Source organism: Streptomyces sp. 2A115 (assembly GCF_052245575.1).
GTDB lineage: Bacteria > Actinomycetota > Actinomycetes > Streptomycetales > Streptomycetaceae > Streptomyces.
In genome coordinates, this window is sequence record NZ_JBQQCG010000031.1 from 97109 (window position 1) to 121129 (window position 24021).

Sequence of the window (24021 nt, forward strand, 5' to 3'; positions counted from 1 at the left end):
CGGCTTGTCCCAACCGCAGCTGCGACGCGGTCCGTTGAGACCGGATCCGGTGCCGCCGTCCGTACCGCCCACCCCGCGGCCCACGCGCTTCGTGCGCTGGCTGGGCGGGTTCGGCTGCGCGGCCGCCGGTTACGCGGTGTTCCAGTCCCTGGTCGGCGTGCTGCCGGACAGCATCGACGGAGACTCCGCGCGCTACGCGATCGCCGCGGTGAGCGGGATCGGCACGGCCGCCGCGGCGTGGCTGTCGGCGGCGCTGCTGCGGTCCCGGTATGCGGACAACTCCCCTGTGACGACAGGACAGTTGACCGGCCTCGCACCTGCCCTCGCGGGTCCCGGCCCGCTCCCCGAGGTCTTCTCCGCCGCGTACGACACGCTCGCCGAACAGGTCTGCGTGGTCGACGACCCCGTGCGCGGGCGGCTCACCGGGTGGGCGCACTTCCTCGACGAGAGCGGTCCCGGCCGGCCCACCTCCGTCGGTACCGCGTACGGCCTGCACATCATGCTCGATCTCGGGCTGCCCGACGGGCGGGTCGGCGCGGGCGAGCTGGTGGAAACGCTGTGGCGGCTGCGCCTGCCGGACGGCGGCTGGTCGGCGCGGTCGCAGGGCTCCCAGGCCCGCCCCGAGGTGACCGCCCTGGTACTGGGCGCGCTGGCCCGGGCGGGCGCCTCGCGGGAGCGGCTCACCGAGGAGGTGGCGCGCTGCGAGTCCGGCTTCACCCACGAACTCGACCGCACCGGGCGGGAGTTGACGCACGTCGTGACGACCGTGCTGCGCGGTCTGCTGCGCGCCGCGCCGAGCTCGGACACGCTGCCGCTGCTGCGGGACGCCCTCGTCGAGGGCGCTGTCACCGATCCGCGCCGCCAGCACCGCCGCTGCTGGGGCTACCGGCTCGCGTCCTTCCACGGCCCGCCCTCCCCGTTGCACACCGCCCAGGCCGTGGTCGTCCTGGACCGGGCGGCCCGTGTCCTGGGCGAGAGCGGCAACGCCCGCGCGGCTCGTGAGGACGGCGTGCGCTGGCTGCTGGCCTGCCCGGACGCCCCGCACGACGCCTGCCTGGACCTGTCCAATCTCCGAGAGGAGGTGCGCAGGCCGCGCGCCGACGACCCGTCCCACCACGAGGTCCTGAACGTACGGCACTTCACCGCATCCTGGATCGTCCGCGCCCTCCTCACCCCCGGCGCCCGCGACATCGCGCGCGAGGACGGCCTGGAGGAGGAATGGCGCGAGCGCCTCAACGGTGCGGCGACCGCGGTATGGGCGGGACAGACGGACGGCATCTGGACCTGGGTCCGCGACGACACGAGCGAGTTCCGCCGTCCCATGTGGATGACCTATCAAGGTCTTTCGGCGCTGCGTGCCCATGCCTTATGGATGTACCAACCGAATGGCTGAAGCTGAAAGCTGAGGGCTGAAGTGGGAGGAGCGTGCATGGGCGGGCGGCAGCTCCTGGCGGCACGACGGTTGCTGACCGAGGCACTGGACGGCGAACTGCCCGAGCACGAACGAGTGTTGGCGGCCCGCTCGGTCATCGCCGAACTGGGCTCCCCGGACCGCCTGTTGGAGCTGACCGCCGAACTCGCCTCCGGCGAAGGTGACCCGGAGCGCTGCGCCCGGCTCTCGTACCGCCACGTCCTCGGCTTCGACAAGCTCCTGCTCATCGACGGCGGGCCGCGCCACATGCTGCGCGCCCATCTGTGGCATCCCGGCCGCGGCGCGATCGGCAAGGAGGACATCCACAACCACCGTTCTCCGCTGGCCTCTTATGTCGTACGGGGGCGGCTGGCGATGGAGCTGTACGCGCCCCGGGGCGACGGCGGGGTCGAGGCGGACCGCTACCAGGAATCCCTCGCGGACGAGTCCGCCGACTGGCTGCTGGAACCGACGGGCCCTGCCCGGCTGCACCTCACGCAGGTCGCGGAGTACACGGCCGGGAGCACGTACGCCCTTCCCGCGCACACCTTGCACCGCGCATGGTGCGACACGACGGAACCGACGGTGACGCTGTTCCTGGAGACGGGGAGTGAACGGCGGCGCCACACCGATGTCTTCACGGCGGCGGGGCCGCATCCGGGGGCGGTGCCGAAAGTTCCGCTGAATGTGGACGACTACCTGGCCGAACTCGACGCGTTGGCGGAGTTGCTCAGGAGCTCGTGAGGGGGGAGCGGTGGTCCGGACGCCGAAAAGGCCGGAGTCAGGAACGCTGGACAGCCTGTCGCACGATGTCGAGGTTGTACTCGTCGATGTCGACGCCGGACAGCTCACCCGGGGGCAGCCAGACGTACGCCTGATCCGGCTCGGGGAGGGTGATGTGCCGTGAAAGAGGCCTGACCAGGAAGTTGTCCTGCCAGTTCTTGACCTCTTGCCCTTGATATTCGCTCACGAAGGACGATTCCCCGACCTTGCGGACGACCTCGCCGAGGAGCCCGGTCTCTTCCTTGAGCTCCCGCAGCACACCGTCCTCGGGACTCTCACCGGGCTCCAGCTTGCCGCACGGAACACCCCACACCCGGGGCAGGAACCGCTCGGTCTCACTGCGGCGCACCAGCAGGACAAGGCCCTCGCGCATCACGACGGCAGCGGCCAATCGCTTGTTACCGGGGATTTCCATGATCCTGGGTCCCTCGCCGGTCGGAGTCCACAGAGTCTTATACCCACGAAAGCATCAACGGTACCAGGAACTCGTTCCGGACGGCTGGGCCCGCTGTACCAGCACCTGCACCTCGGCATACGTCGGCGCGGCCCACCCCACGGGCCGACCCGCCCGGATCTCCGCCGCCATCTCCAAGGCAGCGCCAAGGGCCCGCCGGTAGAGCAGCGAGCCGAGGCTGATCCGGCGTACGCCCAGGTCACCGAGGGCGGGGACGGTCGGACCTGTGGGTGAGTAGAGGATGTTGAGGGGTACGTCGAGGCTCTTCACCAGGGCGGCGATGCGGGCGGGGTCGGTGAGCCCGGGGACGAACACACCGTCGGCGCCGGCCTGTTGGTAGGCGCCGAGGCGGGCGTCCGTCTCCGGTCCGATGCCGTCACCTTCACCGTCGCCGTCGCCGAGCCAGTACGTGTCCGTGCGGGCGTTGACGAAGAGCCCCGGTACGGCGGACTTCACGGCCGCGATCTTCGCCGCGTGGAGCCTGGCGGGGACCAGGGTGCCGTCGGGGCGGCCGTCCTCCAGGTTGATGCCGACGGCCCCGACGGCGGCGAGTTCCCGGGCCACCGCGGCGACCTCGTCCGGGTCGTCGCTGAACCCGCCCTCGGCGTCGACCGAGAGGAGGAACGGGCCGTTGCCGAGCGCGAGAGCCAGGCTCAACGTCGCGTCCCGGGTCGCCGCCACCGCGTCGGGCAGTCCGGCGGCCGCGGCGACTCCCAGACTGGTCGTGCCGATCGCGGCGAAGCCCTGGGCGGCGAGGGCCGCCGCCGAGGCGTGGTCCCAGGCGTTGGGGAGCAGCAGCGGGGTGTCGGCGTGGTGGAGGGCGGCGAAGGCGGTCACGTCAGCACGCTCCGGGTGCCGGCCGGGCAACGAGTACTTCGTGCGTGGTCATACGGCAACGTTAGAGGCGGAACACTTCGGTACCGGCCGAACGATCCGGTGCGCCGGCCGAACGCGAGATGACCAACCAAGGCAACCTCCCGCCCCCCGGCGGCAACTTCGAGGCATGACCTCCGCAAGACGCACCATCAAGGCCACTCATTCCACGCACACCACGCACCGCCGTCGCCGTATCGCCCGCAAGCCCCTCGCGGGCGGGCTCGCGGCGACCGTCGCACTCGCCGGAGCCTGGTACGCGACGGCGACGGCGGCGCCGACGACCAAGGCGGCCGCCGGGCCCCTGACCGTCACGAACACCACAGTGAAGCTGCCCGCCAAGTTCCCCTACTTGTCGGCGGGTTACAACAATACCCGCGAGTGGACGCGCACCGCGACCGCCGTCGCGCCGGACGGCACCCTGCGCGTCGCCTGGCCCGCCGCCGACGGCATCCACGTCACGGCGCTCTCCGCGGCGGGCAAGCGGTCCGGGGCCGACACGGTCGTGAAGGGCACGAAGGAGGTCGGCGGCCTGGTCGCGCACAACAACGGGTTCGCGCTGCTGACCCGGGTCTCCGACACGAACAAGTGGAAGGAGACGGCCGCGGCGCTGATCCGCTACAAGAACGGCAAGCAGGCGTTCCGTACGAAGCTCACCGGTACCGCCAGCAAGGACACGGCACCGCTGCTCGACGGCCAGCTCGCCTGGAACGGGAAGAAATACGGGGCGTACTTCGTCGTCCACGGCGCGGGCGGCTTCGCGGACGGCCACTTCGGCGACAAGCTCGCGTACGTCAGCTCCAAGGGCGCGAAGCTGAGCGGCGGTTGGGGCTGGGCATGCAGCCACAACGAGGGCATCGCGCTGCGCGCCGAGTCCACCGGCGCCTTCACCTCCCTCTGCTTCGACGACTGGCGCTCGGGCCTGTTCGTCTCGACGGGCATCGGCGCTCCGGACACGGCCCCGGTGGTCCAGCGGGAGCAGTGCTGGGCGGGCTACTGCGGCGGCACGTTCGCCGGACGCACGGGCGACCTGGTGAAGTCGTCCACCGGCCGTTACGCCACCGCCTTCGCCTCCCGCGGCGCCGCCTCCGCCGCCAAGAACCCGGACGACGCGAGCGGCCGGGGCTGGACGGTGAAGCCGAAGACGAAGACCCACCAGGTTGCTATCGGCTTCCTGAAGAACCGCAACTCGCCCTCGGGCAGGCCGGTTTACCTCACCAACGCCCCCGGCACCGAACACGTCAACGTCCGCGTCGCCCCGTACGGCAAGAACCGTCTCCTCGTGTCCTGGGAGTCCTTGAAGAACGCCAAGTGCGCGGACGGCACGTGCACCGGCACCTTCACGGGCACCCACTTCCGCCTGGTCGACTGGAACGGGAAGGTCCAGGGCGCGGACAAGGTCGTCACGGCACGGATCACGGGTGACATCGCGGTCCTCAAGGACGGGACCCTGACCTGGGCGTACGCTCCGGTCACCCCGAAGTACACGACCGCCCTCACGGGTGCGTCACCGACCGCGACATCCCTGAAGATCGCCCGCCTCACTCCCTGAGGGCGTACCGCTCCCGCCGTGCAACCTCCACTGGGGCTCGGACGTCTCAATGGGGACCAGGAGCGGTGCACGCGCGGACGGGGGAGGGCGGTGCGACGGCCGGCAAAGGGTGGCACGGGTTCGCACGGAGCGTGCGGCGGTTCTTCTGGCTGCCGCACGGGACGCCACGGCGTGCCGCACCGGCGCGACCGATGGTGTGGACCTGGCTGTATTGCCTGGTCGTGGGGGCCGTACTGGCGGCGTTCACCTGGGACGAGGAGGTGGCGACGCCGTCGATGACGATGGTCATCGTCTGGCTGGCCATGCTCGACGACGTGGGCAAGGGCGTGCGGAACCGCTGGCCGGCCTTCGTGGCCGCGTGCGTGGTCCTCTGGGGTTGCGTCAAGCTCGCGTATGTGGCGGTGCCCGCTCTCGCGGACTCCCTGTGGGGCGAGTTCGCCGCCTTCGCTCCCGCGACAGGGGCGGCGCTGGCGACGTTCGTCGCGATGACGCGCCTGCCGCGGCTCCGACGCGCGTGACCCACGCGCCTCAGGCGCCCGCCACCACGACCGCCCCGTCCTCCAGCCGGGCCCGCACCTCGGCCCCTCCGCTCCAGCGAACGTGGACCTCGTTCGTCCCGTCCACGCTCACGGCCACCGAATCTTCGAGTGGTACGGGGTCCGACTCGGCGGTGAGGCGAGCGAGTGCGACGAAGAGGGTGTCCGCGGAAGCGGTGCCGCCGGTCAGGCCCGTCAAGCCGGTGGGCGAGTCCAACAAGCCATGGGCGGGCCGGAGTTCAGCCCGTAGCCCCTCCCCCGCCACCCAGCCGGTGACCCGTACCGAGGTCCCCTCGGAAGCGCCCGACACACGGAACGCCCGTACCTCCACCGCACCTTCGGCCAGTACGAGGCTCGTGACCCGGGCGCCGGAGGCCGTCGTGTGCCGGGAGGCCGCCCAGCCCTCGCCCACGCCCAGCGGCTCGATGCCGGAGCGGCTCGGGTCGTCGCCCACGATCACGCTGTTGTCGTTGTCGTTGTCGTTGTCGTTGTCGTTGTCGTTGTCGTTGTCGTTGTCGTTGTCGTTGTCGTTGCCTTTGCCCTTGCCTTCGTCGTTGTCGTTGCCGTTGTCGTACGACGCCGAAGGTTCCGTGACCGTCGAGTACGCGAGCCGCGTGTAGTACGGGTCGTAGCGCACGTCCTCGCTGCCGTGGTTGTGGAGGCGGACCAGGCCGTCCGAACGGGTCGACTGGAGCAGCCAGTTGGGCGGGCCGACCGGCCGGATCTCGTCGTCCCGTTCCACCGGGCCGGGCCGCTCGGTCGACGTCCACACCTCGTGGTCCGGCGGCAGCAGCAGGCCGAGGAAGCCCTTGCTCGCCCAGTACGGGGACGCGGGGCCGGAATAGCCTTGCAGGACAGCCGAGTTGGGGCCGTGCCAGCCCAGAGTCAGCAGGCCGCGGTCGTCCACGGCGCCACGGTCGAGGAAGTACTTCAGCGCGCCGGACGCCAGCCGTCGCGTCTCCCCCGGCGGCAGCGGCGTACGGCCGGTGAACGCGCCCAGCCACAGGGGCGCCGTCGTCGCGAAGCGGTACGTCAGCGAGCGGCCCTGGTGCATGGGGGCGCCGTCGCCCCCGAACAGGCGGGCGTAGTCGGCGAGATGGGCCGACAGCCGGCCGCCGTACAGGTCGAGGAGCCGCTCGTCGTCCGCCAGCCACGCGTGCAGCACCGGGTACAAGTGCATTGCCCAGCCGTTGTAGTAGTCGAAGGCCCGGCCGTCGCCGTCCGTGTACCAGCCGTCGCCGACGTACCACTGTTCGATGCGGTCCAGGCCTCGGTCGATCGCGGCACGGGACGACGATGGCTCGTACCCGATCTCCGCCAAGAAGCCGCCGACCGTCACCGGGAACAACTCCCAGTTGCAGGGCCAGGGTTCGGCCGTCAGCGCGTCGCCGAGCCAGGCCGCGGCCCGCTGCCGTACGCCGTCGTCGAGGCGGTCCCACAGCAGCGGCCGCGTGAGGCGCAGGGCGAGCGCGATCGAGGCGGCCTCGACGAGGGGCTGGCTGCGGTCCTCGATGCGCGGCCAGACGCCGGACGTTCCGGCGGCGAGGCCGTCGGCGTACCGCTCCAGGGCCTTCTCGTCGCGGCGGAAGGCCGCCAGGAGGATGGTGCGGGCGTATCCCTCCAGGCCGTCGGAGAGGCGGCCCGACCAGCTCTCGCGGTCGCCGGGCAGGTGGTAGAGGGCGCGGTCCTCGGTGGCGTACGGCTCTACGGCCGCGAGCAGGGAGTCGGCGGCCGCCTCCCAGTGGGCACGCGTGTAGCCGGTGTACGGGCTGAGGGTGCGGTCCTCGGGAACGCCTGCGGGGCCTGCGGGCACGGCTGCTGGCATCGGTCGGGCTTCCTGTTCTCGTTCTGGGTCGTAAGGCGTATCCATGGAGCGGGATGCATACCTGGGGCGCCCCGGTTCCGGACGGGACGCCCCAGGAGTTCAGCTCACCTCACCAGGCGCTCGGGCACCAGATGCTGGGCGAGAAGTTCGTCGCGGACGAGTTCCGCGTACGCCGTCGCTCCACGCGCGGAGGTGTGGGTGTTGTCCCGCTTCTCGTTGTAGAGGTAGAGCGTCTTGGAGCCCTCGACGCCCAGCGACTCGACCATCGCCTTCGTCTTGGCCGTGAGGTCGATGAGCGGGACGTTCCGCGCGGCGGCGACCGAGCGGGTGACGGCCGGGTGATCGACGCCGAGGCCGTTCACCAGGAGGGCCGTGCCGTTGTTGAGGGTGCCGTCGGTGTTGAACCAGCGGCGGACGATCGGGGTGACCAGGACCGGACGGCCGCCCTTGTCGCGCACGCCGGCGACGAGCGCCTCCAGGTTCGCGCGGTACGTCGGCTCGTCGGTCTGCTTGTCGTTGTGGGCCAGCTGGATGAGGACCAGGTCGCCCTTGCGGATCAGCGGCTGGACGGTCGGGAAGAGCTGGGGGTTGGCGAGGTAGGAGACCGTACTCTCGCCGGAGTCCGCGTAGTTGGCGACCGAGAGACCCTTGCGGAGGTACTGCGGGAGTTGCTGGCCCCAGCCGGAGTAGGGGTCGCCGGGCTGGTCGCAGACCGTGGAGTCGCCGACGAGGAAGATCTGCCGGGAGTGGTGGGGGCGGGCCGGAGTGACGCGGATGTCGGCGAGCGCGGGCGCCGAGCCGCCGATGACGAGGTCCAGGCCGGGGGTGCCCTCGGCTCCGGTGGGCTCGCCCTCGGGGGTGCGGACGTTCACCGTGAAGCTGCGGGCAACGGGCTCGCCGGCCTCGGTGGGCGTCTCGGGGAGCAGGGAGCGCCGGGTCTCGCCGCTGATGCCGGTGCTTGCCGCGGTGTCGCCACCGAGCCGGACGCGTACGTCATAGGTGCCCGGGGCCAGGTCGAAGTGACAGGCCGTCGAGGTGCAGTTCTCGATGCCCGGGGCGCGGCCACTTGCTTGTGCCGGAGTGTCGGACAAGGCCGGAGTGGCGGACAGGGCCGGAGTGGCGGACAGGGCCGGAGTGGCGGACAGGGCCGTGGTGACCGTCAGCCCGGCCAGCAGGGTGATCGTGGTGCGCCTCAAAGGTCTCGAGGGTCTCAAGCGTCTCAACGCGGCTCCTCCAACAGGGCGACGGGTGCTGGCCGCTGGACCGTACCCCTGAAGGGTAAGCGCTTTCTAGAGGGGGTGCCGAGAGTGCGTGACCATGGCCGAAAACCGCCCTACGGCACTCACGGCACGCTGCCGCGACTGCCCGGGTTGGACTCGCGGTGTGCCCGCCGGCCCAACCCGGGTCATGGCCTCAACTCGCGCGGGTCCACTGCTGGTTGGTGGCCCCGTTGCAGGTGTAGGTGATCAGCGCGGCACCGTCGGCGGTCGACGCGCCGTTCACGTCCAGGCACTCGCCGGTCGCACGGGACTTGATGGTGACGTAGGAGCCGGTGGTGGTGAGCGACCACTGCTGACTGGTCGCCGTGCTGCCGCAGTTCTCCTGGGTGACGGTGTTGGCGTTCTCCTGCACGCACAGGGAGCTGCTGCGCACCATCAGCTGGTAGTAGCCGCTGCCGACGGACTTGAACCAGTACTTCTGGTTGTTGCCGCCGTTGCAGGTGTACTGCTTGATCTGGGCGCCCTGCCACAGCGACTGGCTGGTGACGTCGGCGCACTTCGAGGAGTTACGGGCCGTCAGCGTGTTGTACGTGGCGCTCGCCCCGCTGATCGTCCCGGCGGTCGTGTCGACGGTGACCTCCGGCGACCAGGACATGGACATCGTGGTCGAGCTCGGGAAGGTCAACGGCAGCCAGACGTAACGGGAGTCGTTGACGGTGCCGCCGAAGGAGTTGCCCCAGCGGTCGCCCATGTAGAGGTAGGAGGTGCCCGAACTGCCCTGCACGGGAAGGACGTACGCGGTCTGCGAGCCATAGGTCGTCGAGTCGCCGACGTTCTTCATGGCGGTCCACGGCCCGGCGATGCTGGTGGCGGTGGCGTACTGCTGCTGGTTGGGGTTCCAGCCAGTCGCGCCCGAAGTCAGCATGAAGTAGACGCCGCCCCGCTTGAAGAGCGCCGGGGCCTCACGGTGGCCGCCGTGCCAGGGGTCGGCGACCAGACTGGCGATGCCCGTGAAGTCGGCGGTCAGCCGGTAGATCTGGAGGTCGTAGTTCTCGCGGGCGGCGGAGATCATGTAGCCGGCGCCGTCCGTGTCGACGAACACCGTGATGTCACGGGACATGTGCGTGCCGAGCGGACGGAAGCTGCCCTTCCAGCTGTAGTCGCCGTCGACCGTGTCCGACACGGCGACCGCCGCGCGGGCCTCGCTGTAGTCGGTGCCGTTCTCCTTGTGCATCCACATGACGAACTTGCCGGTGGCCGCGTTGTACATGACCTTGGGCCGCTCGATGTTGGCGGTCGCCAGCTCCGGGTCGCCGGCCTCGGTCAGGACGTGGTTGCGGAACTCCCAGTTCTTCAGGTCGGTGGAGCGGTAGGCGTCCACGTACCGGAAGGTGTTGTCGGAGTTCCGGTTCTCCCCGAACCAGTAGTAGTACGAGCCGACCTTGATGACTCCGCCGCCGTGGGCGTGCACGGGGTTGCCGTTGACGTCGGTGAACTGCGTGCCGTTCGTGATGGTTTGGGGAGCGGCGCTTGCCGGGCCCGCGGTCGCGAGGGCTCCGGCGAAGGCGAGACAGAGGGCGAGGAGGATCGAGTAGGCACGTCTCACGGAGCCCACGGTTCTCATCGAAAACACGCCCCTCATGGAAATCCCGAGTCTCATGGAAATCTCGCGTCTCATCTTCAGACACTCTCCTTCAGGACGGTGAAGTGGCGTGCGAAGCCGGTGAGTCCGGGCACCTGCCGGATGGGGGTCCAGGTCTTCAGACCGTCGAGACTGTCGCTGTAGTAGTACTTCTTCTCGGCATAGCCGTCGAAGTAGATCCGCCAGCCGCCGTTGTCGAGCCGCACCAGGGCCGGGCCCTCGCGCCAACTGCCCCAGCCCGCCCAGTCGCCCGTGCCGACGAAGGTGTAGGGCCCGGCGAGCTTGTCGGCGGTCGCGTACTCCAGGTACTTGGTCGTCTCCTGCTTGGTGATGGCGTGGTACTTGCCGCCGTGCCGGACGATGAACGTGTCGATGTAGTTGGAGTCGTCCAGGCCCGAAAGAGGCCTGGGGACCGACCAGTTGCGCAGCGAGGCGTTGGTCGCCGTGAGCAGGTGCGGCCGGAAGATGTAGTTGTTCGTGGTGTCGAGCGAGACGACGACATTGACGCTGCCGTTCGCGTCGACGAACCACTCGGGCGCCCAGGTGCGGGCCAGGCCGGGCGTGGAGAGGGTGTGGTTGGCGACGAAGGACCAGGTCGTACGGTCCTTGCTGCGCGCGAACCCGATGGTGTTCCCGGTCCAGTTGGTGGTGTAGACGATCCAGTAGTGCCCGTCGGTGTGCTTGATGATCGACGGATCGCGGATCAGACCGGTGGGCGGGGTGAAGGCGGGGCCCTTCAGCAGGGAGTACGACAGTGCGTCCGGCGACTCGTAGACGTACATGTTGGATTCGCTGCTGTTGGTGAACGCCGTCATCGTGTAGCGGGTGGTGGCCGCGGTCTTGCGGACGGGCGTGTCGGCGACCGGGATACCGAAGTCCGGTGTGCCGTCCGGCTTCCAGCCCAGCTTCTGGATGCGGGTGTGGCGGTTGGGGTCGTTCAGCGGGTCGCCGACGATCTCCTTGTACTGGCGGGCGTGGTAGACGATGACGTCCGTGCGGCCGTCCTCTGCGACGGTGAAGGTGTTGTGGCCCGGTCCGTACTGCTTGGTGGTGTCGTTGCTGGTGAAGACCGGGTTCGGCGACTTGGACCAGCTCGCCGGGTCCATGAGGTCGCTGTCGGCGTCGGCGGTCAGCAGGCCCATGCAGTAGTTGTGGTCGGTGGCGCTCGCCGAGTACGACATGAAGACGCGGCCGTTGCGCTCGATGACCGACGGGCCCTCGTTGACCTTGAACCCGATGGTCTCCCAGTCGAACTCCGGTGTGGTGAGCCGCACTTGGGGACCGGTGAGGGTCCAGGGGTTGGCCATCTTCGAGAGCCAGATCGCGGTGTTGTTGTCCATGCCGGGCTCGTGCTGGGCCCAGGAGAGGTAGCGGGCGCCGCGGTGGGTGAAGGTGGTGGCGTCGAGGGAGAAGGTCTCCCAGGCCGTCTTGAGCTGACCCTTCTCCGTCCACTCCCCTTCGAAGGGATTGCGGCCGGCGTTCTCGAGGACCCAGATGCGGATCGCCCAGATGTCGTTCGCGGGCGCGGCGGCGAAGTAGATGTACCACTTGCCGTCGATGTGGTGGATCTCCGGCGCCCAGATGTGCGCGCCCATGTCACCGCTCGTGTGCTTCTTCCAGATCACGGACTCGGCGGCCCTGGTGAGTCCGCGCAGGGTGCGGGAGCGGCGCAGGACGATGCGGTCGTACTCGGGGGCCGTGGCCGTGAAGTAGTAGTAGCCGTCGGTGTGACGGTGGATGTGCGGGTCGGCGCGGTTGCGGACGAGCGGGTTGGTGTACGAGGGCCCGGCGGCCCCGTCCACGGCGTCCGGGGTGACGGCCTGGGCGACCCCGGGTACGGCCGTGAGCGCGCCCGCGGCCAGGGCGCCCTTCAGGACGAGTCTGCGGCTGGGGTCGTCAGGGCCGGCGTCAGGGCTGGCGTCATTGCGGCTCATGCGGACTGCCTCTCCGGGTGGGGGGCGCGGCAAAGAGAAGCTGATGTTCGACATTTCGCACAACATCTGTCATTCCGAACGCCGAAAAGGTACGGGTGTGTTACGAGCAGGTCAACGGGTCGGACGAAACAAAATTGACCGCCAAATTTCTGTTATCCGCCGCGGTCGAGTCCCGTCTCCGATGATGTGCACAGCGATATCCACAAGACAGCAGCGGCCGCCGGAGTCCTGGCGGCGGTCGCCCTCATGATCTCCGCTCCCGGCTCGGCGGCCGCGCCCGCCGGAGCCGACGACGTCACCGCGGCCGTACTCGCCGACCGCGACGTGACGCTGAGCGGCGACACGGTGGTGACCGTGCCGGCCGGGAGCACCACGTACGACGGGGTGTTCCGCGGCGAGGGCACGCTCACCGTGCGCGGCTCCGGCACCCTGATCCTGACCAAGGACAGCGACTTCACGCTGCCCAAGGCCCGGCAGCGGCAAGCGGTGCGGACGCAGGGCGGCAACCACCCGTACGTCACCACGGCCAACCCGGACCCGCCCGCGATCACGGTCGAGCGCGGCGCGACCCTGCAGTACGGCAACGGCGGCACCACCGGGCTGATCGGCCACTTCCCGTACAACACCCCGGCGTTCCGGCTCAACCAGGACAACATCCGGGTCGACGGCACCCTGCGGCTCTCTCTGAAGAGCGCCTACAACCTGGGCACCATCAGCGGCTCCGGACTGATCACCCAGCCGAGGTTCCTCTGGGGCACCTGGGACCTGTCGGGCGCCCACTCCTTCTCCGGGGTGATCGACAACGGCACGCAGGTGAACGCCGGACGCCCGGAGTTCGCGACGTCGCTGCCGAACGTCCGCAAGATCCTCAACCAGGGCACGTACACCGTGGACACCCCGCTGGGCCAGACCGTCACCATGGGCATGGACTTCTACCAGCGCGAGTACGGCAGCGACATCAACGTCCAGTCACGGCCGGGCAGCAAGGTCGTCCTGACCGGCCAGTACAGCTGGTCGAACCAGGGCGGCGACACCAACCCCTCTCTCAGCGACCCCGCCCTGAACTGGACGCCCGCGCACAAGAACATCAACAAGCGCGGCACCAACATCAAGGGCGCCAACGTCCAGTGGGGCAACGGTACGACCAGCAAGATCTTCATGCCCGGCACGGCCGAGACGGTCTACATCAACCTCCTTGCCGCCAGGTCCCGTTCGCTGCTCACCTTCGACTACAACGGCCCGGTGACCCTGGGCGCGCCCATCGGCGGCGGCGTGTTCCACGACACGCTGTCCACCCCCGGCGCCGGGGACATCGTCATCAAGGGGACGCGGGGCAACGACGTCACCTTCGCCGCCGTCCAGTACTACAACGGCTCGACGACCGTCCAGAAGGGCGCGGTGCTGCGGCTGGGCAGCGGAAAGGCGGGCGGCGACGGCGGGCTGTACACCAAGGGCGACCTCTACAAGGTGGTCAACGACGGCTCGCTGGTCCTCCGCAACACGTCCAAGCCGCTCGCCCTTTCCCGGATCAGCGGCAGCGGGTCGGTCACGCAGTCGGGCGCCGCGACGACGACGCTGAGGGGCGGGACGGTCACGTACACGGGGCCGACCACCGTCACCAAGGGCACGCTCGCGCTGGACGGGACGGGCCTGGCCCGCAGCAAGGCGTTCCGGCTCACGACGGCGGGCGCGCGGCTCGATGTGCGCAAGGCGCCCGGGCAGGCGCTGAACCTGACCACATCCCTGTCCGGCAAGGGCAAGGTCGTCGGCTCGGTGACGAGTACGGGCAAGGTCTCGGGCGGAGTGACGGTGACCGGGGACTACACGCAGCGGGCGGGCGGCGAACTGGTCGTAGGCAAAAGGGCGTTGAAGGTAGGCGGCAAGATCCGACTGGCGGGGAAGCTGGATGCCCACGCGGCCGCTTCGGCTTCGGCTTCGGCTTCGGCTTCGGCTTCGGCTTCGGCTTCGGCTTCGGCGAAGGTCGTGCTCATCGATCACGCCGGCAAGACGAAGACGACCGGCACGTTCACCGGGCTCAAAGAGGGAGCCACGGTCAAGGTCGGCAAGACCAAGTACCGGATCAGCTACCGGGGCGGCGACGGCAACGACGTCGTCCTGACCACCAGGACCGCGACCCCGTCCGCGACCGCCCGCGCATCCGCGGACTCCGCCGTGCCGAAGGCCGCGGATGCGGGAACGGGTACGGAGAACGCGGCCGACCAGAGCTCCATACCCCGTGCCTGGTGGCTGGTCGCGGCCGCGCTGGGACTGCTCGCCGCGCCGATGATTCCGGTGGCCAGGCGCAGGCGAGGGCGAGGGCGGCGACAGGGCGGCCGGCATGCCTCTACGGGGTGAGCCCCGTCAGGTAAACGCCCCGCAGGGGGAACGCATCTCAGGGTGAACGCCTGCCTTGGGCCTCAGCCGAAGCCGACAGTCCTCGCGACCTTCCGGGCCGCCCGCAGATAGTCGAGCACCAGCGGGCGGCGGTCGTCGGCGCGGGCGGCCACCGCGAGTCGGCTGGGCGCGATGCCGTGGACCGGGCGGGTGACGACGCCGCCGAGGCTGATCAGGGGCGCGTTCCCGACGGCGACCAGGCAGACGCCGCGGCCGTCCACCAGTGCCTCGTACGTCTCGTCGGTGCTCGCGATCTCGGCGCCGACACGCGGTGGGCGGCCGTCCCGTTCGTCGAGGGCGAGAAAGTGGTCGCGCAGTGCCCCGGCGCTCTTCGGCAGGGCGAGGAACGGTTCGTCCAGCAGATCGGCGAAATCGACGGACTCGCGGGCGGCCAGTGGATGTTGCTCCGGCAGGGCGACCAGACGCGGTTCCTCGGCGACCACGATGTACGTGTAGCGGTCGGGGTCCGGGATCGGCAGCCATACGAAGGCCACATCGACCGTGCCGTCCGCGAGCCCGGCGCTGGCGTCCTCCCAGCCGATCTGCCGGAGCCGGACGGTGACCGCGGGCCGGGCCTCGGTGAAGCGCGAGCGGATCGCCGGGAGCAGGCCGCCGCGCGCGGGGCTGGTGCTCATGCCGACGAGCAGGGTGGCCGCCTGCTCGGCCTTCGCGCGTTCGGCCGCGTCCAGGGCTTCCTGCCAGGCGGCGAGGACGTCGCGGGCGTACGGCAGGAGGGCCGAGCCCACGGGCGTCAGCCGTACGCCCTGACGGTCGCGCTCGAACAGCGGAGCCCCCAACTTCCCCTCCAGCGCCCTGACTTGCTTGCTCAGCGCGGGCTGGGAGACATAGAGGCGTTCGGCGGCGCGGGTGAAGTGCAGTTCCTCCGCCACGGTGACGAAGTAGCGCAGGTCCCGAGTGTGGGCGTCCATAGCCACTGGTTATCACGACGGGTCTTGGACGGGCGAGGTGTGCGCGCACGAGGCTGGGAGACACAGGGACAGACGGAGTCGACGAACGAGGAGACCCTGATGAGCAAGGTATGGCTGGTGACCGGGGCGAACAGCGGATTCGGGCGGGCGATCACGGAGGCGGCCGTCGCCGCCGGGGACGTCGTGGTCGCCACCGCCCGCCGCCCGGCCACGCTCGACGACCTGATCGCCGCCCACCCGGACCAGATCGAGGCACTGCCCCTGGACGTCACGGACACGGCGGGGATCGAGGCGACCGTGCGGGACGTGGTCGAGCGACACGGGCGGATCGACGTACTGGTCAACAACGCGGGCCGCAGCCACGTGGGCGCGATGGAGGAGACCACGGACGCCGAACTGCGGGAGCTGTTCGACGTGCACGTCTTCGGACCGGCCACCCTGGTCCGGGCCGTGCTGCCGCACATGCGCGCCCGCCACTCCGGTGCCGTCGTGCAGCTGAGCAGCATGGGCGGCCAGCTGTCCTTCGCCGGGTTCTCCGCCTACAGCGGTACGAAGTTCGCGCTGGAGGGCATGTCCGAGGCGCTGGCCGACGAGGTCCGGCCGCACGGCATCAAGGTGCTGATCGTCGAACCGGGAGCCTTCCGCACCGGCCTGTTCGGCAACATCAGCGCCAGCGCCGAGCTGGACGCGTACGCCGACACGGTCGGACCCACCCGCCGCATGGTCGCCACCGGCGACGGCACCCAGCCCGGCGACCCCGCGAAGGCCGCCGCCGCGATCATCACCGCGCTGGAGGCCGACAACACACCACTGCGCCTGCCGCTGGGCGACGACGCCGTGGACGCCGTTGTCGGGCACCTCGACATGGTCCGTACGGAGATCTCGGCGTGGGAGAAGGTCACACGGGCGACGGCGTTCGGCGACTGACCGCGGGCGGGGTCGCGTACGGCCAAGCTTCAAACCTCACCTCACCCCGGGTCCTGTGACGCTGTCGAGCTGCCGGTTGTACCTTCTGCATGTGACCGTCACCGCGGATGACATCGACGTGGCGATCTCCAGCGTGGCGGCAACGATGCGACCCGCGACCGGCCGGGACTGGTTGGCGGCGACCGGCACCGGGGACTGGGACTGTTGGCATACCGCCGAGCACATCGGCGATTGCCTGGTGTCCTACGCGGCGCAGCTGATCGCCCGACCCGCCACGCGCTACGTTCGTTTCATAGCCTCCGCGGACGAGGACGCCACCCCCGCCGAAGTGCTTGAGTTCGCGGTGACCGGCGGGGGGCTCCTGTCTGCCGCGGTACGTTCCGCGGCATCGTCTGTCCGCGCATATCACCCCACGGGTATGGCAGACCCCGAAGGTTTCGCGGGAATGGGATGTGTGGAAGCGCTGGTGCACGGCCAGGACATCGCGCGCGGCCTCGGTCTCGCCGTCGACCCGCCTCGTGACATGTGCGCCCGCGTGCTCGCCCGGATGTTCCCGCAGGCCTCCGCCGATCTCACCGACACCGATCCGTGGACGGCACTGCTGTGGGCCACCAACCGAACCGAGCTCCCTGGCCGTCCACGGCAGGAGGGTTGGCGATGGCGCGGCAGCCCACTGAACACATAGCGGCAGCCCGCTGAGCGCATATGCGTCGTGGACGGCAACGGCGATAGCGGTGGCGAGTTGGTCGGAAAACCCCGCGCGGACTCCCCCACCCCCTTGCTACCGTCCCCGGCATGAAGCGCGCCCATATGACGACGACGCCGGAGAGTGTCCCGGCGCGCTGAGCCATGAGCCAGTCCGAAGCCCCGGGGCGAGTGCCCCGGGGCTTCGGCTTGTGCGGGCACTCGCTCGGGACCGTCCGCGAGGAGACCGCCACCATGAACAGCCGCGACAGCAAGGGCGACGGCAACGACCACCGCAGACTCGGCCGCGAGCTGGGCCTGTTCGACACCGATCCGCTGATCGGCGCGGGGCTGCCGTACTGGCTGCCCGACGGCGCGGTCGTACGGCACACCCTGGAGGAGTACATCCGCGCTGAGGAGCGGCGGGCGGGGTACCGGCACGTGTACTCCCCGGTCCTTGGCAAGCGGGAGTTGTACGAGATCTCGGGGCACTGGTCGCACTACAGCGACGACATGTTCCCGCCGATGGAACTGGGCGCGGAGCAGGTCGTGATGCGGCCGAGCCTGTGTCCCCACCACGCCGTCATCTACCGCTCCCGCTCCCACAGTTACCGTGAACTACCCCTGAGAATGGCCGAGTTGGGCGACATGTACCGCGCCGAGCTGTCCGGTGTGCTCGGCGGACTCACCCGCGTACGCGCGATCCATCTCAACGACGCGCACATCTTCTGCACCTTGGACCAGGTGGCGGACGAGTCGTGGTCCGCGCTGGAGATGATCCGCCGGGCGTACGAGGCGCTCGGCATCCGCCCGGCCCGCTACCGGCTCTCCCTGCCGGGCCCGGGCGGCAAATACGTCGCCGCGCCCGAGCTGTGGCAGCGGTCCACCGCGCTGCTGACCGAGGTCCTGGACCGCTCAGGGCTGCCGTACGAGGCGGTCGAGGGCGAGGCCGCGTTCTACGGTCCGAAGATCGACGTCCAGGTCGCCGACGGGGCGGGGCGGGAGTCGACCCTGTCCACCGTGCAGGTCGACTTCCACCAGCCCCAGCGGTTCGACCTGCACTACGTCGGCGCGGACGGCGCGAAGCACCGGCCGGTCATGGTGCACCGCAGCATCATCGGCAGCGTGGAGCGGGCCGTGGCCCTGCTCATCGAGGAGCACGGCGGCGCCTTCCCGGCCTGGCTCGCCCCGACCCAGCTGATGGTCCTGCCGGTCTCGGAGGCCGAACTGCCGAACGCCGTCTCCCTCGCCCGGCGCTGCGGTGAACTCGGGCTGCGGGCAGAGATCGCCGGGCCCGAACGCGGCACCCTCGGCGCCCGGGTCCGGGAGGCCCGCCTCGTGCCGTACCAGGCGGTGATCGGCGCCAAGGAGGCCGCCGCCGGCGACGACCGGGTCGCGCTGCGGCTGCGGGACGGCCGCCGGCTCGACCCGCTGCCCGCCGAGGACGTCCTCAGCCGTATCGGGGCACTGGTCGACGCCCACAGCACCGAACTCTGGGAGAACTGAGTGCCTTGGCGAAGTCCGGTGCGGTACCGCGCTCCGTAAGGGGCGCGGGGAACTGCGCGCCCAGCCCCCACCGGCCCGCGCCCGCGGCGGAGCCGCATATCGACAGAGCATCACCGTTCCTCCAGCGGAGCGCTTAGGTGCTGTTGCGCACGGCGTCGGGGACGGGGACGGGTTCCGCCTCCTTTCGGGGAAGCAGGAGAGGAGTCGTCAGGAGGAGGAGACCGGCGATCGCGACGGCGGTGCCGGGGCCGGTCAGGGCGGCCAGCAGGCCCCACAGGGCGGTCAGGGCCGCGATGGTGGCGTTGCTGGTGACCGACCACGCGGACAGGGTGCGGGCGACTCGGTCTGTCGGTGTCCGGGCGAGACGGAAGGTGGCGAACACCGGGTTGAACACGCCGATGCAGGTGACCAGCCCGAACTGGACGACGATGACGAGCACGAGTCCGGCGGGACCGGGGCGGACGAAGGCCAGCCCGAGCGGCCAGCACGCGCGGAGTGTCCCGGCGGTGAGCATGACCTTGTGCTGCCCGTACCGTGCGACGAGTGGGCGGGCCAGCCGTGCGCCGATGAGGCCGCCGACGCAGGGTGCCCCGAACGCGAGGCCGTACTGCCAGGGGGTGAATCCGAGGCGGCCGAGCATGAGGACGGCGAGCAGCGGCGAGCTCACCATGATCAGGCCGTTGACCAGGATCGTGTTGAAGAACAGCGGGCGCAGGGCGGGGTGGGCCAGGATGTAACGCCATCCTTCGAGCAGATCGCCGGCTCGGAGCCGTGGTGCGCCGCCTTCGGGCACGGGCCGCGGCTCCTTTCCGCCGATCGCGCGGATGCCCACCGCCGAGAGCAGGTAGCTGACCGCGTTGGCCACCACGGCCGCCACCGGGCCGAACACTCCGATCGCGGCCCCGCCGATCGGTGGTCCGAGCACGGTGGCGGTCCAGGTCGTGGACTCGAACCGCCCGTTCGCGACGATCAGGTCCTCCGGCCGTACGAGTGCTTTCAGGTACGCCCCACTGGCCGCCTTGAAGGAGATGTCGGCCGCGGCGACGAGGACCGACACGATGAGGAGCTGGACGAAGCTGAGCCGGCCGAGCGCGAACGCGGCGGGGACGCTCATCACCGCCGCGAACCGGGTCAGGTCCATCGCGATCATCACCGGCCGCTTGCGGCGGAACTCCACCCACGGGCCGAGCGGCACCGCGACCGCCGCACCCACCGCGAGACCGGCGGCCGCCAGCACCGACACCTCGGTCGGCCCGACGTGCAGCACCAGAATCGCGATCAGGCGGAACGCGTCGAACGCGAGATACGTACCGAACGTACTGACCGCGTACGCCGCCCAGAGCCACTCGAACCGCCGCCCCAGCGACCGCCTGACCACCACCATGCCCAGCACCCCTCGCTGCCCCGCCCGAACGACCTGATCGCCTGACCAACGGGCAACTCACGGCCCGACCGCCTGCACGGCCCGAACACCCTCAGGATCCGAGCACCCTCACGGCCCGAACACCCTCACGGCCCGAACACCCTCACGCCGACCAGCGAGATCAAAGCGAGCGGCACACCCGTGGGTCAAACAACCGATCTGCTCACGACTGACAACCATGGGTTGTGCCCTAAGGTCAGTCGGCGTGGATCTCGATGCCGTGCGCACCTTCGTCGCCGTCGCGGACGCCGGCCAGTTCCGAGAAGCCGCCGACCAGCTGTCGGTCACCCAGCAGGCCGTCTCCAAGCGGGTCGCCGTACTGGAGAAGGACCTCGGTGTACGGCTGTTCACCCGTACCGCGCGCGGAGCCCGGCTCACCATCGACGGGCAGGCGTTCCTGCCCCACGCGCGTGATCTTCTCCGGGCCGAGGAGCGGGCGGTCGCCTCCGTGCGGTCCGGCCGCCGCGCGCTGCGTGTCGACGTGATCGGCCGGGAGCTCGCGCCGGCAGGCCTGCTGCGAGACTTCCTTCACGCACGCCCCGGGACCGAACTCGATGTCGTGACCCACTTCGATGCCGCCTCGGCGATCGCCGCTGTCCGGTCCGGCACGATCGACGCGTCGTTCCGCGCTGTCACCCTGCCCGCGCGACAGCTCCCCGAGAGGATCGAAACCGCCCGGGTCTACGACGAGCCCATCCAGCTCCTCACCGGCCCGGCGCACGAACTCACCGACGCCCGCGCGGTCACGCCCGCCGAGCTCGCCGGGCATCGGATCTGGATGCCCGGCCTCGTCGCCGGAACCGAGTGGACCGCCTACTACGACGAACTCGCCGCCACCTTCGGGCTCACCATCGAGGCGACCGGCCCCCACTTCGGCACCGAGCCCCTCCTTGACGTGATCGCCGACTCCCCGGAACTGGCGACCTTCGTCGGCGAGCGGACCCAGCTCCTCTGGCCCGCCGAACACGGCCTGCGGCGCATCGCCGTGCACGACCCGACCCCGGTCTATCCGCACTCGCTGGTCTGGCACGGCGACAACTCCCACCCCGCGCTCGCCACACTCCGCGACTACCTGGGCTCCACACGGCCCGACCACCGCGACGGCGACGCCGAGACCTGGACCCCGAAGTGGGCGCGGGGCGACAGCGAGGGGGTGTTTCGAAACACCCCCTAGTCCGCCGGGCCCTCCCGTCGCCCCCGCAGCCACACGTACACGGGGATCCCCGCGAACAGGAACAGCACCCCCTGGTAGACCGCCGCATAGCCGGCGCCCGCGATCAGCCAGAAGGAGAAGGCGAAGCAGAGCGCGGCGACGATCAGGTCGCGGGTGAGACCGGCGGGGCGTACGCGGTCCCGGGTGCCCTTCGCCAGCCAGTACAGCTGGGCCGCTGCCGACAGCAGGTACGGCACGCAGCCGGTGAAGGTGGTGATGAGGACGAGGACGCGGAAGGTGGTGTCCGGGCCCGCCGTGTAGTTGAGGGCGATCAGCAGCGTGCCGAGGACCGCGCAGGCAAGGACGCCGAAGCCCGGCACGCCGCCCTTGCCGACGCGGGCGAAGGGCGCGGGGAAGAGTCCGTCGCGGGCGGCGGCGTACGGCATCTGGGCGCTCATCAGGATCCAGCCGTTGAGACAGCCGACCATTGAGGCGAGGGCGACGGCTGCGATGAGCGTGCCGCCCCAGTGGCCGCCGGTCATCGCGTCGACGGCGTCGGCGAACGGCGCCCCGGACCCGGCGAGTTCGCCGTGCGGGACGAGTCCGAAGACCGCCACCGTGCCCAGCAGGTAGACCAGCGCGGAGCCGAGCGTGCCCAGGACGCTCGCGCGGCCCACCGTGCGCTCGGGGTCACGGACCTCACCGGCGCTCATCGCGGCCGACTCGACGCCGAGGAAGCTGTAGAGGAGCAGCGCGGCCGAGGCGGCGAGCGCGCCGGACGCGCTGTCACCCGAGGCGTTGAACGGGCCGAAGTTGTCGGTGTCGATGAAGAAGAGTCCGACGGTGGCGACGAGGAGCAGCGGCACGAACTTCAGGACCGTGGACACGATCTGCACCCCGCCGACCCAGCGGGTGCCCGCGAAGTTCGCGGCGGCGGGCAGCCACAGCGCGGCCGCCGCCACGGCTGCCTCCAGGGCCCGGTTGCCGTCCAACGGCAGCAGTACGTCGGCGTATCCGACGGTCGCGACGGCGAGGGCGGCGATGCTGACCCAGGTCATCGTCCAGTACGACCAGGCCGACAGGAAGCCCGCGAACTCGCCGAACGCGTCGCGCGGGTACACGTACAGCCCGCCGGTGACCGGGCTCCGGCGCGCGAGCTTGCCGAAGAGCAGCGCGAGCAACACCGCGCCCACGGAGAGAACGAGGAAGGCGAGCAGGCTGATCGTGCCGTACGGGGCGACGGTGGCGGGCAGCACGAAGATGCCGCCGCCGATGATGTTGCCCATGACGAGGGCGGTGGCGGCGGCGAGCCCGAAGCGTTTGGGGCGTGAGGACGCCGGGGCCTTCTCGGTCGGCGGTGTGGAGGCGGGTTCTATGGCACCGGTGGCGTCTGCGGAAGGCATGGCGAAGGTCCGTTTGTTCCGTGGGGATGGGAGGGGATGGGGGATCCGTGGGGCGGGGAGGGCGTGATCGTATCCCTCCGTCCCACATCGTGGGCGATCTGTTCATTTACTGGACACAGTGGGGGTGTCGGCCGTGCTTCGACTAGCGTCGTGACATGACCAGCGACACCTCCCGCGACTCTTCCCGCAGCTCCTCCCGCACCCTCGCCGAGGCCTTGTCCACCGGCACCGTCGTCCTGGACGGCGGCATGTCCAACCAACTCGAATCGGCCGGACACGACCTGAGCGACGAGCTGTGGTCGGCCAGGCTGCTCGCCGAGCGGCCCGAGGCGATCGTCGAGGCGCACCTCGCCTACTTCGAGGCGGGCGCGAACGTGGCGATCACCTCCAGCTACCAGGCGACCTTCGAGGGCTTCGCCAAGCGCGGCATCTCCCCCGAGCGCGCCGCCGAACTGCTCGGACTCAGCGTCGAGCTCGCCCGCGAGGCCGCCCGGCGGGCCGAGGCCAAGGGCGTACGCGGGCCGTTGTGGGTGGCGGCGTCGGTGGGTCCGTACGGGGCGATGCTGGCGGACGGCTCGGAGTACCGGGGACGGTACGGGCTGAGTGTGGCCGAGCTGGAGCGGTTCCACCGGCCGCGGCTGGAGGTGCTGGCGGCCGCCCGGCCGGACGTGCTCGCGCTGGAGACCGTGCCCGACGCCGAGGAGGCGGGGGCGCTGCTGCGGGCGGTGCGGGGACTCGGCGTACCGGCGTGGCTGTCGTACAGCGTCGCCGGGGACCGGACGCGGGCCGGGCAGCCGCTGGAGGAGGCCTTCGCGCTCGCCGCCGACGCGGACGAGGTGATCGCGGTCGGCGTCAACTGCTGTGTCCCCGACGACGTGGACGGCGCGGTGGAGACCGCCGCGCGGGTCACCGGCAAGCCGGTCGTCGTGTACCCGAACAGCGGCGAGACCTGGGACGCCGAGGCACGCGCCTGGACCGGGCGCTCCACCTTCGCCCCCGAGCAGGTCACCGGCTGGGAGCGGGCGGGGGCCCGGCTGATCGGCGGGTGCTGCCGGGTGGGGCCGGGGGCGATCTCGGGGATCTCGGAGGCGCTCGGGGCCGCGTAACGCCCGGCGGTTGGGCGGTTGTTTGTCTGCGGGTGCCTCCGGCGGTTGGGCGGTTGGGTTTGTTTTTTGGGTGCGGGGCGGTGGGGGCTGGGCGCGCAGTTCCTCGCGCCCCTGGGTTGGTTGTGGGGCGGGGACGTACCGGGACATCCGAGCGCCACTCTGAGGTAGTCGGGTCGGCCGGGAAGCGCGGCGCTCGGACATCCCGGCACGTCCCCTCACGCCGAAGGCCGGGTGCGGACGAGTGGGGGCCGAGGCCCCTTCAGGGG

19 protein-coding genes and 1 pseudogene are annotated in these 24021 nt (G+C 70.5%); 10 read left to right on the forward strand and 10 right to left on the reverse strand.

What is annotated here, in order from left to right; translation table 11 throughout:
• Window positions 1-4 precede the first annotated feature (4 nt).
• The gene (locus ACTWQR_RS26055; RefSeq protein WP_443229591.1) at window positions 5-1393 is read left to right on the forward strand and encodes a hypothetical protein; all 1389 of its coding nucleotides are present in this window, start codon (window positions 5-7) and stop codon (window positions 1391-1393) included.
• A 36-nt stretch (window positions 1394-1429) separates the two neighbouring features.
• Complete coding sequence (locus tag ACTWQR_RS26060) at window positions 1430-2155, forward strand: hypothetical protein (RefSeq protein ID WP_443229592.1); 726 nt, start codon at window positions 1430-1432, stop codon at window positions 2153-2155.
• Window positions 2156-2192: 37 nt separating this feature from the next.
• Here the strand turns inward: ACTWQR_RS26060 and ACTWQR_RS26065 are convergent, their stop codons facing one another.
• Complete coding sequence (locus ACTWQR_RS26065; RefSeq protein WP_443229593.1) at window positions 2193-2609, reverse strand: NUDIX hydrolase; 417 nt, start codon at window positions 2607-2609, stop codon at window positions 2193-2195.
• 54 nt (window positions 2610-2663) lie between these two features.
• Window positions 2664-3485, reverse strand: a complete 822-nt coding sequence (locus ACTWQR_RS26070; RefSeq protein ID WP_443229594.1) for an isocitrate lyase/PEP mutase family protein — start codon at window positions 3483-3485, stop codon at window positions 2664-2666.
• Window positions 3486-3651: 166 nt separating this feature from the next.
• Between ACTWQR_RS26070 and ACTWQR_RS26075 the strand changes: the two genes are divergently transcribed.
• Window positions 3652-5073 (forward strand): hypothetical protein, encoded by a 1422-nt coding sequence (locus ACTWQR_RS26075; protein WP_443229595.1) that lies wholly within the window; start codon window positions 3652-3654, stop codon window positions 5071-5073.
• 65 nt (window positions 5074-5138) lie between these two features.
• On the forward strand, window positions 5139-5591 hold the full coding sequence (locus ACTWQR_RS26080; protein ID WP_443229596.1) for a hypothetical protein: 453 nt from the start codon (window positions 5139-5141) through the stop codon (window positions 5589-5591).
• A gap of 10 nt (window positions 5592-5601) precedes the next feature.
• On the opposite strand, the gene ACTWQR_RS26085 is transcribed toward ACTWQR_RS26080, so the two are convergent.
• The 5 genes and pseudogenes from ACTWQR_RS26085 to ACTWQR_RS26105 form a co-directional block, all read right to left on the reverse strand.
• Entirely contained in the window at window positions 5602-7434 is a 1833-nt protein-coding gene (locus ACTWQR_RS26085) for a DUF2264 domain-containing protein (RefSeq protein ID WP_443229597.1), read from the reverse strand.
• A gap of 104 nt (window positions 7435-7538) precedes the next feature.
• Window positions 7539-8630 (reverse strand): GDSL-type esterase/lipase family protein, encoded by a 1092-nt coding sequence (locus ACTWQR_RS26090; protein ID WP_443229598.1) that lies wholly within the window; start codon window positions 8628-8630, stop codon window positions 7539-7541.
• Window positions 8631-8847: 217 nt separating this feature from the next.
• The gene (locus ACTWQR_RS26095) at window positions 8848-10260 is read right to left on the reverse strand and encodes an RICIN domain-containing protein (protein WP_443229599.1); all 1413 of its coding nucleotides are present in this window, start codon (window positions 10258-10260) and stop codon (window positions 8848-8850) included.
• A gap of 74 nt (window positions 10261-10334) precedes the next feature.
• Window positions 10335-11111: a glycoside hydrolase family 43 protein gene (locus ACTWQR_RS26100; RefSeq protein ID WP_443229613.1), complete on the reverse strand. Its 777-nt coding sequence runs from the start codon at window positions 11109-11111 to the stop codon at window positions 10335-10337.
• Between the two features lie 33 nt (window positions 11112-11144).
• Window positions 11145-12230: pseudogene (locus ACTWQR_RS26105) on the reverse strand (glycoside hydrolase family 43 protein); the annotation flags it as partial.
• 186 nt (window positions 12231-12416) lie between these two features.
• Between ACTWQR_RS26105 and ACTWQR_RS26110 the strand changes: the two are divergent.
• Window positions 12417-14585: an autotransporter-associated beta strand repeat-containing protein gene (locus ACTWQR_RS26110; RefSeq protein WP_443229600.1), complete on the forward strand. Its 2169-nt coding sequence runs from the start codon at window positions 12417-12419 to the stop codon at window positions 14583-14585.
• Between the two features lie 62 nt (window positions 14586-14647).
• Here ACTWQR_RS26110 and ACTWQR_RS26115 read toward each other — a convergent pair whose 3' ends face one another.
• A complete protein-coding gene (locus tag ACTWQR_RS26115) occupies window positions 14648-15553 on the reverse strand; it encodes a LysR substrate-binding domain-containing protein (RefSeq protein ID WP_443229601.1) in 906 nt (301 codons plus the stop codon).
• Between the two features lie 99 nt (window positions 15554-15652).
• Here ACTWQR_RS26115 and ACTWQR_RS26120 point away from each other — a divergent pair, with 99 nt between their 5' ends.
• From ACTWQR_RS26120 to thrS, 3 genes are all read left to right on the forward strand, one after another.
• Window positions 15653-16480 carry an oxidoreductase gene (locus tag ACTWQR_RS26120; protein ID WP_443229602.1) on the forward strand — a complete coding sequence of 276 codons (828 nt, stop codon included), beginning with the start codon at window positions 15653-15655 and terminating at the stop codon, window positions 16478-16480.
• 91 nt (window positions 16481-16571) lie between these two features.
• Window positions 16572-17165 (forward strand): maleylpyruvate isomerase N-terminal domain-containing protein, encoded by a 594-nt coding sequence (locus ACTWQR_RS26125; RefSeq protein ID WP_443229603.1) that lies wholly within the window; start codon window positions 16572-16574, stop codon window positions 17163-17165.
• 254 nt (window positions 17166-17419) lie between these two features.
• Entirely contained in the window at window positions 17420-18670 is a 1251-nt protein-coding gene (thrS, locus tag ACTWQR_RS26130; RefSeq protein WP_443229604.1) for a threonine--tRNA ligase, read from the forward strand.
• Between the two features lie 133 nt (window positions 18671-18803).
• Here thrS and ACTWQR_RS26135 read toward each other — a convergent pair whose 3' ends face one another.
• On the reverse strand, window positions 18804-20054 hold the full coding sequence (locus tag ACTWQR_RS26135; protein WP_443229605.1) for an MFS transporter: 1251 nt from the start codon (window positions 20052-20054) through the stop codon (window positions 18804-18806).
• Between the two features lie 244 nt (window positions 20055-20298).
• Here ACTWQR_RS26135 and ACTWQR_RS26140 point away from each other — a divergent pair, with 244 nt between their 5' ends.
• Window positions 20299-21267, forward strand: coding sequence for a LysR family transcriptional regulator (locus ACTWQR_RS26140; RefSeq protein ID WP_443229606.1), 969 nt, complete (start codon window positions 20299-20301; stop codon window positions 21265-21267).
• On the opposite strand, the gene ACTWQR_RS26145 is transcribed toward ACTWQR_RS26140, so the two are convergent.
• Window positions 21264-22649 (reverse strand): amino acid permease, encoded by a 1386-nt coding sequence (locus ACTWQR_RS26145; protein ID WP_443229607.1) that lies wholly within the window; start codon window positions 22647-22649, stop codon window positions 21264-21266. The genes ACTWQR_RS26140 and ACTWQR_RS26145 overlap by 4 nt on opposite strands.
• Window positions 22650-22804: 155 nt before the next feature.
• Between ACTWQR_RS26145 and mmuM the strand changes: the two genes are divergently transcribed.
• A complete protein-coding gene (gene mmuM, locus ACTWQR_RS26150) occupies window positions 22805-23755 on the forward strand; it encodes a homocysteine S-methyltransferase (protein ID WP_443229608.1) in 951 nt (316 codons plus the stop codon).
• Window positions 23756-24021: the final 266 nt, after the last annotated feature.